The sequence below is a fragment of the Sporolactobacillus sp. STSJ-5 genome, assembly GCF_024385605.1.
Classification (GTDB): domain Bacteria; phylum Bacillota; class Bacilli; order Bacillales; family Sporolactobacillaceae; genus Sporolactobacillus.
In genome coordinates this window covers 66,816-81,595 of sequence record NZ_JANFOJ010000004.1, presented here as the reverse complement: position 1 = coordinate 81,595, position 14,780 = coordinate 66,816, and the positions used below count along the sequence as shown (strand labels likewise).

The window sequence follows — 14,780 nt, the reverse complement described above, 5'->3', positions numbered from 1 at the left end:
AGTGAGGTTTATTTTTATATGAAAATATTATTAATCAGTGTGACAAATGGGCAAATTAATAGAGGGGTAGAATCTTGGACTAATCAAATCATGTTTCACATGTCTAAAAATGGTGAAGATGTAAGGCTTATCCAAGGAGGAGATGAAATACCTAAATTTTTGATAGATTATTCTGAAAAAATAAATATAGTAAAACATAAAATATTAGATTTAAGTGGAGATCAAAGATTTTCAAGCAAAATAAGAAGAAGATTAGGAATATACACAACTGATATTGAAGTTAGAAAATTTTATAGAAAGATTGAAAAGTACATAGCCGAGGAAAATCCTGATATACTATTGTCAGTAAGTGGGGAATTGAAAGAATTATATAGAATAAAAAAAAATTACAATCTAAAAGCCAAGATGGTTATTGTAGGTCATGCTGGTATACCCAAGGACGTTAAGTTTTCTGACGCTTTCATTGCACTTTCAGAAAGAGATTTTAATTCTATTGTTCTTCCCCAACCCCAAAAAATTTACTGTGTAAATAATGGTGTGGATACTAACTTGTTTTCTACTGAAAATGTAGATAAAACAGTGACACAAAGGTATTCTTCCCTTCCCAAACCAATTATTTTATGTGTTTCTGCTCTAGTACCATATAAGAGAGTTCAACTATTGGTTGATGCATATTCTCTACTACAAAAAGGAAGTTTGATAATTATTGGAGACGGACCTGAAAAAAGAGTCATTCAAGAAAAAATAGACAATATTAGATATATGAGTAATAAGGATGATATAAAATTAATAAGCCATGTACCGTTTAGCGAAATGCCATCATATTTCAGTTTAGCTGATGTATTTGTGCATCCAGCAGATTCAAATGAAGCCTTTGGAAGCGTTATTGTAGAAGCATTAGCCATGGGGAAAGCCGTTGTTGCAAACAATGATGAAGTTCGGAAAAAAATAGTTGGCGATGTAGGCTTTTTGGTTAATGCTGCTGATGTACAAGCTTTAAGTAATACAATTGAAAAAGCATTTTCTGATTCCAACGACAAAGAATTAATAAGAGCGAGAAGACAAAAATCCCTTGATTTCAGTTGGGAAAAAGTAGTTGGAGATTACTTAGAAATATTTAGAGAGGTAATGTCATGATAAACAACAAAATATCTGTGCTAATTAATACATTTAATGAAGAACAGAATATAAGAAATTGTCTAGAAAGTGTCAAATGGGCGGATGAGATTATTGTTGTTGATATGTATAGCGAAGATACGACAGTATCTATAGCGAGAGAGTACACGGATAAAATTTATTTTTTTGAAAGAATGGGCTATGCTGATCCCGCAAGGCAATTTGCCTTAGAAAAGTCTTCAAACGAGTGGATTCTTGTTGTGGATGCCGACGAACTTATAGTCAATAAATTAAAAGACAGGTTATTTAACATTGCTAACAAGGATAATTATGATGTTGTATGGATTCCTAGAAAGAATTATTTTTTTGGGAAACCATTAAAAGCTACTGGTTGGGGTCCTTTGCAAGATAAACAATGTAGATTTTTTAAAAAGCAATTTATGAACTATACGAACCAAATCCATAGATTTGTACATTTAAATGAAAATGCAAAGATATTATTTTTAGAAGATGATAGTTTAAGTATCATTCATTTTAACTATTTATCTTATGAACATTTTATCGATAAATTTAACAGATACACGACCATAGAAGCAAAGCAAATAGAGAAAGGGAAAAAAATATCAACAGCCACTTTAATAACTACTAGTTTTAAAGAATTTATTAATAGATATTTTTTAAAACGCGGCTATCGGGACGGTTCAATCGGTTTGGCGCTTTCCTTTCTTATGGTGTGCTATAAAATTACTTCATTGATGAAATATAAAAATATGCATGATTTTAACACTGATGATGTCGATAAACATGTACGGAAAATTTATACTGAAATTGCCCAAAAGGTGAATAATGATGAAAAATGTTGATTGGATGATTTGGAAACTTAATAGATTTATGTGTTTAGTTAGAGGTAACGTTTTACCTTTTAATAAAAAAAATAGAAGGATTTTAATTGAAAAATACTGTACATTTAAAAATTACCATTGGATTACACTCGATGGTAACAATGAAATTCAAAAGGGTACGTTTATTTCTGCTGATAATCCTTTTTCGGTTAACATTGGAAATGGAACAACAATTTCGAGATTTAGCATCATTCAGTCTATGCAAGGGGTAATTAATATCGGTTCAAATTCTCAAATAGGAGACTTTTGTAATTTATATGGACAGGGTAATTTAAATATTGGCAAAGATGTGATGATAGCTTCGAATGTACAAATTGTACCTAATCAACACACCTATGAAGACATATCAAAACCAATTAAAGAGAATCCCGAAATTTCTAAGGGTATTAATATACAAGATGATGTATGGATCGGAACAAATGTATCGATATTGGATGGAGTTACTATTGGCAAGGGATCTATTATTGGTGCAGGATCTATAGTCAATCGAGATGTCCCCCCTTACTGCGTGTATGCAGGTGTACCTGCTAGGTTAATTAAAAAAAGAAGACCTAAATAATAAATTGTTAAAAAATTATTTGTAAATTATTTTTAAAAGCGATATTGTTTGCTTTATGAACGTTTATGCGGTCATCTGGAGGAAAACATGTTTAAAGTAAAGTATAATATCTGCCTGATTTTTCTATATATTTATTTGGTTTTAGGGAATTTTCCAAGAATAATTTCTATTCCTGGATTTGAAAATAGTGATATTGCAATTTCAGAGATTCTTTTTTATATAATCTCAATTGGCTATATTGCAGTATCAAAGATAGTTTTTAAAGCAATTAAGAAAAATGTTGTAGTTGTTTATATACTATTGTTTTCTTTCTTGTTTGGTGTTGTTAAAAATGGATACTCTTTTGTCGCTTTTCTTTATACCATGAGAATATTGATAACTTTTTTTTCAGCTTATGCTATTGGGGAACTTTTATTTAAGCAGTATGGAAAAGATTTCAAAAGTGTATTTATCTATTTCAATAATATATATTTATCAGTCCTCTTTATAAGTGGCATTATATTTATTGCCTTTCCATCCTCAGTAGATTTATGGGCATTTATGAATAATTTTGGAGTAACAATTAATGGAGATCCTCATGTTGATAGATTAGTTTCCGTCTATTTTGATCCAAACTTTTATGCAGCTATCGCATGTATCCCCATTTTAATAAACTTTTTCCTTTATAAGGAAACAAAAAAAATAAGATATTTAGTTTATATGGCTTTATTAGCATCGTCAATTATCTTAACCGTTTCAAGGAGTGGACTATTAACGTTGGCATTTGTTTTGTGTATAACGTATCTTTGGGAGCTGATTAAACTTTTTACCAAGATGAACACTCGATCGGTTTTAATACTGGTATCAACCATTTTCATAACGTTACTTATGATACCAATTTTTCTGAACAATTTACAACGATTTATTTTGAGATTTCAAGGCATGTCAAATGATGGATCCGCTCTTGAACGTTTAGATACCTTTAACTATGGAATACAATTGTTTAAAGATAATTATTTATTGGGTGTAGGTAATGGCTATATAGCTCTATATATAAAAGATTATATAGCACGAACATCATTGGATTCATCACTTCTAAATTTATTTATTAGTTTGGGATTTATACTTGGAATGATTGTTTTAGGGTATTTTGCGTATAAAACAATATCATTGTGGATAGCTTTAAGTGAAAAAAAAGAGTTAATAATATTATCCAAATTCTATAAATCTTTTGTACTATATATAATTTTTTGTTTTATTTTTACATCTCAGTTTAACAATCTTTTATATTACCAGTTTTGGTTAATCCCTGTGTTAATAATATTTAATTATATTTCAATAGCTGCAAAAAAATAACATTGCCATTGGTAGCTGTACCACTTTTTAGGGATAACAAGGGCAAAAGGGCAACCGATGCGGATTGTGTATATTGCCATTGAATAGAGCCAGCTGTGCCATAATTTAGAGCATGTTAGGACAAAATATAGAGCCACTTGTGCCATAATAAGAGCCCCCTCCTGTATGATGGCCATGCACCATCGGTGCAAATCCATTAAACTAGGAGGTTTTTGTGTGATCAAATACCGTGAAATCTTACGTCTTCATGCGCAGGATTTAAGTATTCGAAGCATTGCTTCAGGCGTGGGTAGTTCTAGGAATACAGTCAGTGGCGTCTTGATTGAAAGAGCGACCTCCTTTCCACGTTGTAACTCAGTCCAGTCTAGCCTACTTCATCAGTAGAGGGCATCACCGAGTGTTCGGTTATCAGTGTGATAATGGATTTGGCACGATATCGTTCAGCTTAATAAAAAAGTTCATGAAATGGCCGATAAAAAGAATGTAATGTTTGTTAATTGATATCCTCTTTTTGTGAAAAAAGGGCAAATGAATCCAAGCTTAACAACTGATGGTGTTCATCTTAATGCCAAAGGATATACGATTTGGGAGGAAACTGTAAAAAATATATTGAGTGAAAATTGATATTATGGAGAGTGGAAAATGGATGTTTTCGGCATTAACAAAAGAGAGATTTCAATTGACTTTCTGAGAATCTTATCTTGTTTTCTTATTATTCTTAGACATGTTAATGATAATTTTGAGTTAATTAATAACAATCGAGCATCAGGAATTATCTTGCAATCGCTTTCATACCCAGCATTGCCTATATTTGTAATGCTAACAGGGTATTTGATGTTTAACAAAGAAGAGTCTTATAGTATTTTTTTCAAAAAAAGATTTAATAGGCTATTAATACCATTTGTCTTTTGGTCTTTTATTTACTATTCACTTGCTTCGTATATCGAAAAAACGAATTTAAGTGGGATTAGTTTACATCAATTTATTAATGTGTTATCTAGCGCTGGAGCTTCTTACCATTTGTGGTATGTTTATTTTATTATTGCGGTGTATTTATTTACGCCAATATTAAGGAAACTTTTTACTAATTTAAATAATAAAGATTTAATCTATCTATTGCTGCTATGGATAACGATTAACTCGATAATTCCAATGGTAGGAATTAAGATTAATGGTAACATGAACTTTATTTTCACAGGTTGGTGGGGTTACATTATTTTAGGATTTTTTATTAAAAGATTAGAGGTCAATAAAAAGTACTTAACGGCAACAATAATTATAAGCTCTGTTATCTTTTCTGTATGTTTAATAATGACCTTATTATTTGAACATGATGATTACTTTTTCTTTAACTATTCAGATGCCTTTTCTTTGCCAATGATAATAGTGTGCTTTAGTTCTTTATATATATTCAAATGTTGGAACAGTAAAATTGGCAATAAAATAAATACGAATTATAAAATCAAAATAATTGCTTTATCAAATCTAACATATGCCATATATATTATGCATGCAATGGTTCTAGGGATATTTCAAAAAAGAGTGTTTGGATTAAATGTCGATACATTTTTATCAATTCCTTTTATTGGCGCAATATTTTTTGCTTTAATCGTTTTTATTTTCTGCTTTGCAGCAGCAGCGATAATTAGAAAAATTCCTGTCCTGAAGCGAACAGTTTAAGTAGGATGCTACTGCAAAGTAACGTGTATTTTATAAAGAATTGATGCATTACCACTTTATGGGGCAGGGGAGATACACTAATGTATAGCGGTCAAGAAATTATCGAACTTCATCGAAGACGAAATTCTTGCCCCATGGTCGAGGCCACCACTGCCCAAGAGACGAACGAGAACTGCCGTGGCATGAGTTTCAACGACCGCTTTAAAATTGTTAGTCGATACAGCTTACGCGGCTCGGCAGTCGAATAAATTAGAACGTCTCATCAAGCAAGCCGGATTTAAAACGATCGAACCTTCGATCACCAACATTGATTATCTTCCTGATCGACAGCTGGATCAACAACTGATCACGCGGCTCGCTTCGGGAGTTAAATTAAGGAACATCACAACATCATTATTATGTGCGCCTCTGGTAATGGAAAAACCTGGCTTGTGACGACATTGGGCATCGGGGCCTGTCGTCAATTCCTCAAGATCAAGTACGTGCACTTACCTGAGCTGTTAGATGATCTCTTGATCGCCAAGAATGAGGCCAACGGTGATTTTCACCGGATCCTTGAACCCTGTATTTCCGAACGATTATACCAATGAGCATGCCTGAGTCCTTGATTATTGTATATTGCCATGGCATAAGCCCACTTATGCCATGTTTTAGGGACACTTAGGACAGAAACGAGGGACAGAGCTTCCAAGCAAGGGACAATGGTAAAAAGCAGGGCATCACAGAGAAGATGTGTGCCTCAACTAAGAAAATCATAGTCATTTAAAATTCCCCCACCTCATTTTTTATTTGGTAGGGGAATCCGTCGTTTCAGTACAGAGAAGGTAAAGACTAGAAAGGTTGAATGCCAAGCTGATCTTCTAAGACCTGTATTTCTGTGTGTAATTTCTCGATTTCTTTTCTGAGCTTTGCGTTCTCTTCAATCAGCCGATTGATCTGGGTAGGTTGATCAATATCAGCTTCATAAGCGGTTCCTTTCCATCTGTGCCAGTCATTAAAGCGTTCGAGAACATCCTCATTTAGTTCCTCCTGATTAGTGATCAATCCATCTTCCTTTAGCCATTGTGCCACTTCTGCTTGTTTACACTTCAAACCATACGTCTGTAAATATTGGAAGGCATCCTCACAGGTCATCAATTTACTCCTTTCACTCAGTCATTTGTACTTCCGCAAGGGAAACATCCGAACGATTGGGGATTGAGACACTCTCCTGTTTCTTTCTTCCGACTGTTATTGCTGCCTGAAAATAGCCGAAAGTTGACGGGATTGCCTGTCCAGTAGGTGCCAGCTATAATGTCCATAGGACTTTATAGCTGGCACTTATTTTACGAAAGGAAAAAGGTATCCCTTTACCGTGTAATCCTACTTACACGAGGGATACCCTTAAAACCAACAATATGGTTATTATATCAGACTATCGGCTTGTTGATAACCCATCCACAGGTGTTTTCTGTTAAGGGTGCGGAAAAGGTGCCTTGTCCTTGTTGTGGAGGAGAACTTAAAGTCATTGGAAGCCGTTTGAGAAAATACATAAAGGATTCAGGAACGTGCGTTTCACTGCGCATTCGTCGTTTGTGTTGTGGCACGTGTTCAAAAGTTCATCATGAACTCCCTGATCTGCTTATTCCTTATAAACGTTATGAGTCACGTTGCTTTGAAAAAGTTGTTTCCCAGCCTCACAAAAATGATGTCGCTGCGGACAATTCGACTCTATATCGTTGGAACCGTTGGTTCCTTGAGTATATCGATTACTGGCTGGCCTGTCTTCATTCGATCGTTCTCCGCTTTCAACAAATCAATTTAGCCCCAGTGGATCCTTCGTCCGTGGAATCACTGACCGCACTCGAAAAAATTGGACGGCTATTTGGCGATGCACCAGGTTGGCTGGCTAGAATGGCCAGACCGATTGTTAATGTTCATCTTTGGGTACAGACCCGTTCTGCATTTTTGTCCGGCTGACTCCCGTTTAAACTTCATGATGAAGGCTAAAACGAGGAGAGATGTGTGATGAGAAATTCTAAAAAGCTGGAAGAAATTGCGTCTCAACGTTTTCAACTGATCGCCCCATTGTTATCTGGCGATTTGGACACCGCCAGAGCGACTGAAGTGAAAAAACAGATCTGTGAAACAAGTGGACTCTCAGAAAGAACGATCCGACGTTATCTGGGCAGCTATCGAGAGCTCGGACTCGAGGGGCTCAAGCCCATGCGTAAACAGGCAGGCTTGATAAAAGGCGCGTTAAGAAATGAATTATTGGAAGAAGCAATCCTGCTCAGAAGAGAAGCACCCCAACGAAGTGTCCGGCAGATTATCCAAATATTGGAGTGGGAGGGACGAGCAAAACCGGGTGAAATTAAGCGATCAACACTGCAGGAAAGACTTACGGAACGAGGTTATAGCTCACGGCAAATGCGGCTCTACCAGTCAACAGCAGGAGCCGCTCGACGCTTCCAACAATCTCATCGAAATAAGCTCTGGCAGTCGGATATCAAATTTGGACCATTCCTCCCCATTGGTCAAGGCGGTATCAAGAAACAAGCCTATCTTGTTTTATTCATCGATGACGCCACTCGTTTTGTCCTTCATGGTGCTTTTTATCCCACTCTAGATCAGCGGATCGTTGAAGATGCTTTCCGCCAATCTGTTCAGAAGTATGGGAGACCGGAAGCTGTATTTTTTGATAACGGGAAGCAGTATCGCACGAAATGGATGGCTCGGACCTGTTCCAAACTGGGGACAAAGCTCCTCTATGCCCGACCGTACTCGCCTAGCTCAAAAGGCAAGGTAGAACGTCTAAACCGTGTTGTGGATGCTTTTTTGGGAGAAATCGCATTAGAAAAGCCCAAGTCACTTGATCAACTGAATGACCTCTTCAAAGTCTGGCTCAGTGAATGTTATCTGAACAAGCCTCACTCGGCCCTGGGCGAGCATGTCACACCGGAGATGGCTTACCGGAGCGATAAAAAGGTCTTACACTTTCTGGATGCGGAAACCATCCGCTTGGCTTTTCTTCATGCGGAAAAAAGAAAGGTAGATAAATCCGGATGTATCAGTTTTCAGAACCAACTGTATGAAGTGGGTACTCCATTTATCGGCACTACCGTGGATGTTATCTATGATCCATCAGATCTGTCACAAATTACTATTGAAAAAGAAGGTTATACTCCCTGGCAAGCTAAGAAACTTGAGATTGGCACACATGTCGGAAAACGACCAGAATTACCTGAAAACCTTCAACCCAAACAAACGGATGCGTCACGGCTCTTGCGTGCAGCAACTCAAAAGCACGAGGAACGGCAAGACGTGCAGAAACCGGCGGTTTCTTACAGCAAGGTGATGAGAGAAGGTGAGCACCTTGTTTGAGCCATTTTACCAGATGAAGCAGGCACCCTTCTCCCGATCAATTCCTTCAAGCAATCTCTATCACTCACAATCTATGGATGAGATTTTGGGGCGCCTGATACACGCAGCGGAACGTCAGCTCTTCGCTGTCTTAACAGGTGACTGTGGCACAGGTAAAACGACAATTGTCCGACGCTTTACACAAGAATTAGATCCAAGTCATTATAGTGTTCTCTATTTGTCCGATTCAAAGCTAACGCCACGTCATTTCTACAAGGGACTCCTGGAACAGTTGGGCTGTGAGGCTAAATTTTATCGGGGGGATGCGAAAAGACAACTGCATCATGAAATCGAACTCATGCGTGGGATTCATGGTATCCAGCCTGTCTGCGTTGTCGATGAAGCTCATCTGCTCAGTCGTGAAATGTTGGAGGAAGTTCGGTTCCTTTTGAACTTTAAAATGGATTCACAAAGTCCAATGGCTCTCATCATGGTCGGTCAAAGTGAGCTTTGGGACCGTCTGAAACTTCAAAGTTTCGCCGCTATTCGTCAGCGCATCGATCTTCAGTGCAAGATCGGTCATTATGATCGCTCAGAAACCAGTGCCTATATTGAGTGTCAACTCAAGTTTTCTGGTTGCGACCGTCCGGTATTTACAGAGGATGCCATTGAAGAAATCTACCGATTCTCTAGTGGTACACCGCGGCTGATCAATAAGGTGTGCACGCATTGCCTAATATATGGTGCTCAAAATGGTCATCCCATCATTGATTGTTTTTGATAATCTAGAATTGAGCCATTGATAAGCAATTCGCTCACATAAAAATGAGCCACATGATTTCCAATTCTTAGCCCATCTTCCTTATGATAGAAAAGTAACCAGCAATTCTACATAAGGGAGAGGGAAAAAAAGGATGATCGATATGGCTCACTATCATCGTATCAAATTTCTAAAGGAGGTTGAAGGTCTTTCACAACGTCAGATTGCGAGAAAATTAGGAATTTCAAGGAATACAGTGAGTAAGTATATGAAACAGGAAGAAGCCCCAACCCTTCCCGTTCGGCAACGCTCATACGGGAAGAAAGAATACTCGGAGGAAACTCAACGCATTCTTCCAATCATAGACCAGTGGCTTCTTGAGGACCAGAAACATTGGGTGAAACAAAAACATACGGCAGCGAGAATCTATCAACGGTTAGTCAAGGAATATCAGTTTAAGGGGTCGTCCTCTAACATTCGTAAGCTTGTTGCCAAGCGAAGACAGAAACAGCAGGAAGTATTCATTCCCCTTGAATTCCGATACGGCCTTCAATTTCAATTTGACTGGGGCGAGGCCGATGTTATTCTTCAGGGAAAAACGCAGCGAATCTTTCTTTTTTGTCTGCAGCTTTCATCTAGCCGTTTTCGATTTGTTCGAGCTTACACTCATCAAAAACAGGAGGCTTTTCTGGACGGCTTTGTACACGCTTTTGAATTTCTGGGTGGTGTGCCTGTCGAAGGCCTTTTTGATAATCTAAAGACAGCCGTGGTCAAAGTTTTGAAAGGCAGAGATCGCTTAGAACAAGAAGCCTTTATCGCGCTCCAGGCGCATTATGGGTTCAAGGCCACCTTTGCCAATCCCCGAAGGGGAAATGAAAAGGGAAGGGTTGAAGGGACGGTTGGCTATGTCCGACGCAACGCGTTGGTCCCTTATCCAGACGTTCAATCCATGGATGAACTCAATCATTATCTTATGGATTGGTGCCTTAAAGAGGCGGCCCGCATTCACGTTCCGCGTACCGATGAAACGGTCGCACAGGTTTGGGCCAAAGAAAAACTTACCCTTCATTCCCTTCCGGGAACACCATTTGAAGCCTGCCGGTTGATATCCTGTCAGGTCAATCAATTGTCTCTCATCCATGTAGAGACCAACCAATACTCCGTTCCCTGCGCTTATGTTGGACAAGCTGTCTGGGTTAAACAGTTTGTCGATCGTCTGATCATTGTGGCTCAAAATCAAGTGATCACTGAATATCCCCGTTCGTACGGACGAAATCAACTATTCACCCGTCTGGACCATTATCTGGAGGCGCTTCTGAAAAAGCCTCGTGCGATCCGAGATGCACATCCTTTTCAGAATCCAGATATTCCTGAAATCTTCCGGCATTTCCATCGTAGAATGCGTGAGACTGAGGGAGCGGCCGGAGACCGCAAATTTGTCAGGCTTCTTCTTCTCCACCGGGAACTTGGCCAGAATCTGTTAACCCAAGCCATTCAGGAAGCAGAACGGAAGCAAATTTTCACCTATGAAGCGGTTCATGAGGTCATTCAAAAGATGACAGGTAATGTGGCAGGACCCGTTGGTCAAGCACCGGAAGCTCTGGAGAACTACAAGGTGAAAGTGACCGATATCAATCAATACAGACAACTCGTGAAGGAGGAAAACCAATGACCACGGAACTTCTGTTGGACCATCTGACCAGGCAACTCAGGATGCCCACCCTAGCCAGACAGTATCGTTCTCTAGCACGGGAAGCGGAGGAGCACAATTTGCGTTATGAAGATTATCTTTTGGCATTGCTTGAAGCTGAATCGCAAAGTCGAGAAGAAAATCAACGACAAAGGCGTTTGAAACAAGCACGTTTTCCTGTTTCTAAGACGCTGGACACGTACGATTTCAGTTTGATGCCCAGTCTGAACCGAAATCATTTTCTCACCCTGGCCAAAGGTGAGTTTGTCCGAAAAAAAGAGAATGTGATTTTTCTCGGTAACAGTGGAACGGGCAAGAGCCACCTGGCCATTGGGTTGGGAATAGAGATGATTCAAAACGGGTTTAAAGCAAAATTTATAACGGCCTCCGAATTAGTCGAAGAACTGCTCATGGCCTATGAGGAACAGAAACTAAGCGCCATGGAGAAAAGGTGGCTCAAATTTGATGTAGTCATTGTGGATGAACTCGGCTATGTTCCTTTCTCCAAAACCGGAGCAGAACTCCTATTTCAATTTTTTTCAAGTCGGTATGAGCGTGCCAGTCTCATTCTGACAACGAATCTTGAATTCAGCGAATGGACAAGCTTGTTTGGCGATGAAAAGATGACGGCTGCCCTGCTTGACCGACTAACGCATCGCTGTCACATCCATCTACTTAACGGCGAATCTTACCGATTTAGGCAGAGCATGGAAAGAAAAGAAAACTCAGGACAGGGATAATGTCAGCGCAAGTGTTAGGTGGGAACTGGCCCTCCCCGGGCCAGTCCCCACCTAACACCCATATTATTCCATAATTGGAAGTACCACACGATAAAGTGGCTCACTTTTGATGTGATCACTCTGGCTCAATTTCATATTGACAAAAACAGGAGGTTGATTGGGCAGGGGCAACAGCGTTCATTATTGATCGGGATACAGGAGAAAAACTCAAAGCCTATATCTTTATTGCGACACTCCCATGTAGTCAGCTGTCTTATGCCGAAGCAACATTATCTATGGACCTTCATTCATGGATAGCTGCCCATCGTCGTGCGTATGAGTATTTCGGGGGAGTAACATAAATCATCGTCCCGGATAATTTGAAAGCCAGCGTGACCAAGCATACTAGAAAGGAACTCGTTTTAAACCCTTCGTACAGAGAAATGGCGGACCACTACCACACCATCGTGATGCCTGCGCGTGTTCGTACGCCAAAAGATAAGGCCAATGTGGAAAACTCTGTTGGGATCCTTTCTACATGGATCATTGCCGCATTAAGAAATGTACTGTGTTTTACTATTGATGAATTGAATGAAGAAGTCTGGAAGAAACTCGATGAATTCAATAATCGGCCCTTTACACGCAAAAAAGGCAGCCGCTTTTCAGCATTTAAAGAAGAAGAGAAATTCGCACTTTCTCCTCTTCCGGACCGCCCTTATAAAATGTCTGAATGGAAAACAGCGAAAGTTCGCCCTGACTATCATATCTCCGTCGAAAGCATGTTCTATTCGGTTCCCTACGAATACATCAATCGACAGGTCGAAGTAAAACGATCAGACGATCTCGTTGAGATCTTTTTCAACCATATGCGCATTGCCTCACATAGACGATTATATGGGAAGTTTGGTCAATTATCCACTCTTCGCGACCATATGCCTGATCATCATCAATTGTTTGTGGATCAAACACCTGAAGCGGCTCAAAATTGGGCTGAAGGTATTGGATCAGCAACCTCGAACCTCATACGCTATATGTTAGACGCTTACCCAACTGAAAAGCAGGCACTCCACTCCATTTTTTCATTAAAGAAACTGGAACAACGTTATTCCAAATATGAAATAGAGCGTGCCTGCAAGATGGGTCTTTCCATGACCCAAAGACCGACGGTCAAAATACTTCAGACAATCCTAAAAAATAACAAAAAGAGTGACGCCGAACAAGAACAAAAACGTCGAGCAGAGGACAGCGGAAATGCTTATGGCTTTACGCGCGGCGCTTCATATTATGGGGGAAAAACAACCGATGAATGAACAAACGCTTACCAAACTATATGAAATGAAACTGAGTGGCATGGCAGAATCCTACAAGGAGCAATCAACGAATAAAGACTTTCAAAAGCTGAGTTTCGAAGATCGTTTTTCATTACTCATCGACTTTGAACATTCAAGACGCCAAAGCAATAAACTTCATCGGCTGATCAACGCTGCCGCCTTGTTATATTCAAGCGCATCCGTCGAAGATATTGAATACTATGAAGACCGAAAACTGGACAAGGAACTGATTATCAAATTAGCCAGCGGAAACTATATTCAACACCATCATAATATCATTTTGATGGGCCCTACGGGCTCTGGAAAATCGTTTCTCGCCTCGGCATTTGGCGTATCTGCCTGTCGTCAATTTTACAAAGTGAAGTATACTCGCTTACCAGAGTTAATGGATGAACTGACACTCGCTAAGTTAGCTGCGGATGGAAGTTATCGAAAATTGATTAAGAAATATACCAAAACGGATCTACTCATTCTTGATGAATGGCTTCTGACCGATCTATCTGCGGATGAAGCTTCCATCCTGTTGGAGATTACTGAATCCCGGCATAAGATAGCGTCTACGATCTTCTGTTCACAAATCGATCCCAGAGGGTGGCATCAAAAATTAGGCAATGAGACCCTGGCAGAGGCTATCCTAGATCGCATTGTTCATGATTCATATCAAATTTTAATTGACGGAGAAGTCTCCATGCGTGAACGTCATGGACTAGAAAAGCAACCCTCACCAGGCAATTTGAATGGATGACTCATAAATTTAATTACGACTGGAGGACAGCTAATGAGCAAGATCTCCGCTGATGAAGTTTTTCAATTTATCCATTCCTACGGTTGGAAAGCTGATCAAAGTGAAGTCGAACAATGGCTCAGAGAGGATCCCTTGGTTCAAGCTGATTCAGAAGGAATCATGGATGAGAGTTGGATGTATCGGTTTAATGATTGGCGCCAGATTAAAGGCACAGCCTATGAACCCGGTATTGATACGCAGACAAAGATAAACCGACTTCTGGAGGAAGTTGATCGACTTAAACAAGAGATCGAAGAACTGAAAGAGAAGAATCTTCGCCTGGAAAAGCAACTAAGCATAGAACCGATGTAAAAAGAACATTTTCATCCCCCTCTTATGAATTGGGGGATTTTTCTTAGGAAATTGATATTGATCTCTATCGACAAAGAAGATTCCTTAGGGATATCGTGATTTCTATAGGAATTTTTTCATCTGGTAAACGCCCTGGCGACAAGTGGTAAAATTGTTGGCGATCGATGGTAAAAAAGATGTCACAGGTGGTACAATCAGCTGGCCGTTACCACCCCGGGTACCGATGAACTAAAGGTACATGGCCTTAACT

16 protein-coding genes are annotated in these 14,780 nt (G+C 39.3%); 15 read left to right on the top strand and 1 reads right to left on the bottom strand.

What is annotated here, in order from left to right; all coding sequences use genetic code 11:
* Positions 1-18: 18 nt before the first annotated feature.
* The 7 genes from NOM01_RS05875 (at position 19) to NOM01_RS17205 (ending at position 6,182) form a co-directional block, all read left to right on the top strand.
* Complete coding sequence (locus tag NOM01_RS05875; protein WP_255747216.1) at positions 19-1,137, top strand: glycosyltransferase family 4 protein; 1,119 nt, start codon at positions 19-21, stop codon at positions 1,135-1,137.
* Positions 1,134-1,979 carry a glycosyltransferase family 2 protein gene (locus NOM01_RS05870; RefSeq protein WP_255747214.1) on the top strand — a complete coding sequence of 282 codons (846 nt, stop codon included), beginning with the start codon at positions 1,134-1,136 and terminating at the stop codon, positions 1,977-1,979. Before NOM01_RS05875 ends, NOM01_RS05870 begins: the two co-directional genes overlap by 4 nt.
* Complete coding sequence (locus NOM01_RS17120; protein WP_304654790.1) at positions 1,966-2,577, top strand: acyltransferase; 612 nt, start codon at positions 1,966-1,968, stop codon at positions 2,575-2,577. Before NOM01_RS05870 ends, NOM01_RS17120 begins: the two co-directional genes overlap by 14 nt.
* Before the next feature lie 87 nt (positions 2,578-2,664).
* On the top strand, positions 2,665-3,912 hold the full coding sequence (locus NOM01_RS05860; protein WP_255747212.1) for an O-antigen ligase family protein: 1,248 nt from the start codon (positions 2,665-2,667) through the stop codon (positions 3,910-3,912).
* Between the two features lie 642 nt (positions 3,913-4,554).
* Positions 4,555-5,592 carry an acyltransferase gene (locus NOM01_RS05855; RefSeq protein ID WP_255747211.1) on the top strand — a complete coding sequence of 346 codons (1,038 nt, stop codon included), beginning with the start codon at positions 4,555-4,557 and terminating at the stop codon, positions 5,590-5,592.
* A 207-nt stretch (positions 5,593-5,799) separates the two neighbouring features.
* Positions 5,800-6,027 carry a hypothetical protein gene (locus tag NOM01_RS05850; RefSeq protein WP_255747210.1) on the top strand — a complete coding sequence of 76 codons (228 nt, stop codon included), beginning with the start codon at positions 5,800-5,802 and terminating at the stop codon, positions 6,025-6,027.
* The gene (locus tag NOM01_RS17205) at positions 5,991-6,182 is read left to right on the top strand and encodes an ATP-binding protein (protein WP_370645947.1); all 192 of its coding nucleotides are present in this window, start codon (positions 5,991-5,993) and stop codon (positions 6,180-6,182) included. The genes NOM01_RS05850 and NOM01_RS17205 overlap by 37 nt, the downstream gene beginning before the upstream one ends.
* Before the next feature lie 241 nt (positions 6,183-6,423).
* On the opposite strand, the gene NOM01_RS05845 is transcribed toward NOM01_RS17205, so the two are convergent.
* The gene (locus tag NOM01_RS05845; protein WP_255747209.1) at positions 6,424-6,726 is read right to left on the bottom strand and encodes a hypothetical protein; all 303 of its coding nucleotides are present in this window, start codon (positions 6,724-6,726) and stop codon (positions 6,424-6,426) included.
* Positions 6,727-7,062: 336 nt separating this feature from the next.
* Between NOM01_RS05845 and NOM01_RS05840 the strand changes: the two genes are divergently transcribed.
* From NOM01_RS05840 to NOM01_RS05805, 8 genes are all read left to right on the top strand, one after another.
* Positions 7,063-7,551 carry a DUF6431 domain-containing protein gene (locus NOM01_RS05840; RefSeq protein ID WP_255747208.1) on the top strand — a complete coding sequence of 163 codons (489 nt, stop codon included), beginning with the start codon at positions 7,063-7,065 and terminating at the stop codon, positions 7,549-7,551.
* Between the two features lie 48 nt (positions 7,552-7,599).
* Entirely contained in the window at positions 7,600-8,955 is a 1,356-nt protein-coding gene (locus NOM01_RS05835; RefSeq protein WP_255747206.1) for a DDE-type integrase/transposase/recombinase, read from the top strand.
* Positions 8,948-9,715 carry an ExeA family protein gene (locus tag NOM01_RS05830; protein WP_255747204.1) on the top strand — a complete coding sequence of 256 codons (768 nt, stop codon included), beginning with the start codon at positions 8,948-8,950 and terminating at the stop codon, positions 9,713-9,715. The genes NOM01_RS05835 and NOM01_RS05830 overlap by 8 nt, the downstream gene beginning before the upstream one ends.
* 142 nt (positions 9,716-9,857) lie before the next feature.
* The gene (gene istA / locus NOM01_RS05825) at positions 9,858-11,366 is read left to right on the top strand and encodes an IS21 family transposase (protein WP_255747202.1); all 1,509 of its coding nucleotides are present in this window, start codon (positions 9,858-9,860) and stop codon (positions 11,364-11,366) included.
* Entirely contained in the window at positions 11,363-12,124 is a 762-nt protein-coding gene (gene istB, locus NOM01_RS05820) for an IS21-like element helper ATPase IstB (protein WP_141306172.1), read from the top strand. The genes istA and istB (NOM01_RS05820) overlap by 4 nt, the downstream gene beginning before the upstream one ends.
* 371 nt (positions 12,125-12,495) lie before the next feature.
* Positions 12,496-13,413: a Mu transposase domain-containing protein gene (locus tag NOM01_RS05815; protein WP_255747199.1), complete on the top strand. Its 918-nt coding sequence runs from the start codon at positions 12,496-12,498 to the stop codon at positions 13,411-13,413.
* Positions 13,406-14,179, top strand: a complete 774-nt coding sequence (gene istB / locus NOM01_RS05810; RefSeq protein WP_255747197.1) for an IS21-like element helper ATPase IstB — start codon at positions 13,406-13,408, stop codon at positions 14,177-14,179. Before NOM01_RS05815 ends, istB (NOM01_RS05810) begins: the two co-directional genes overlap by 8 nt.
* A 33-nt stretch (positions 14,180-14,212) precedes the next feature.
* The gene (locus NOM01_RS05805) at positions 14,213-14,530 is read left to right on the top strand and encodes a cell division protein ZapB (protein ID WP_255747195.1); all 318 of its coding nucleotides are present in this window, start codon (positions 14,213-14,215) and stop codon (positions 14,528-14,530) included.
* The last annotated feature ends 250 nt before the right edge of the window (positions 14,531-14,780 follow it).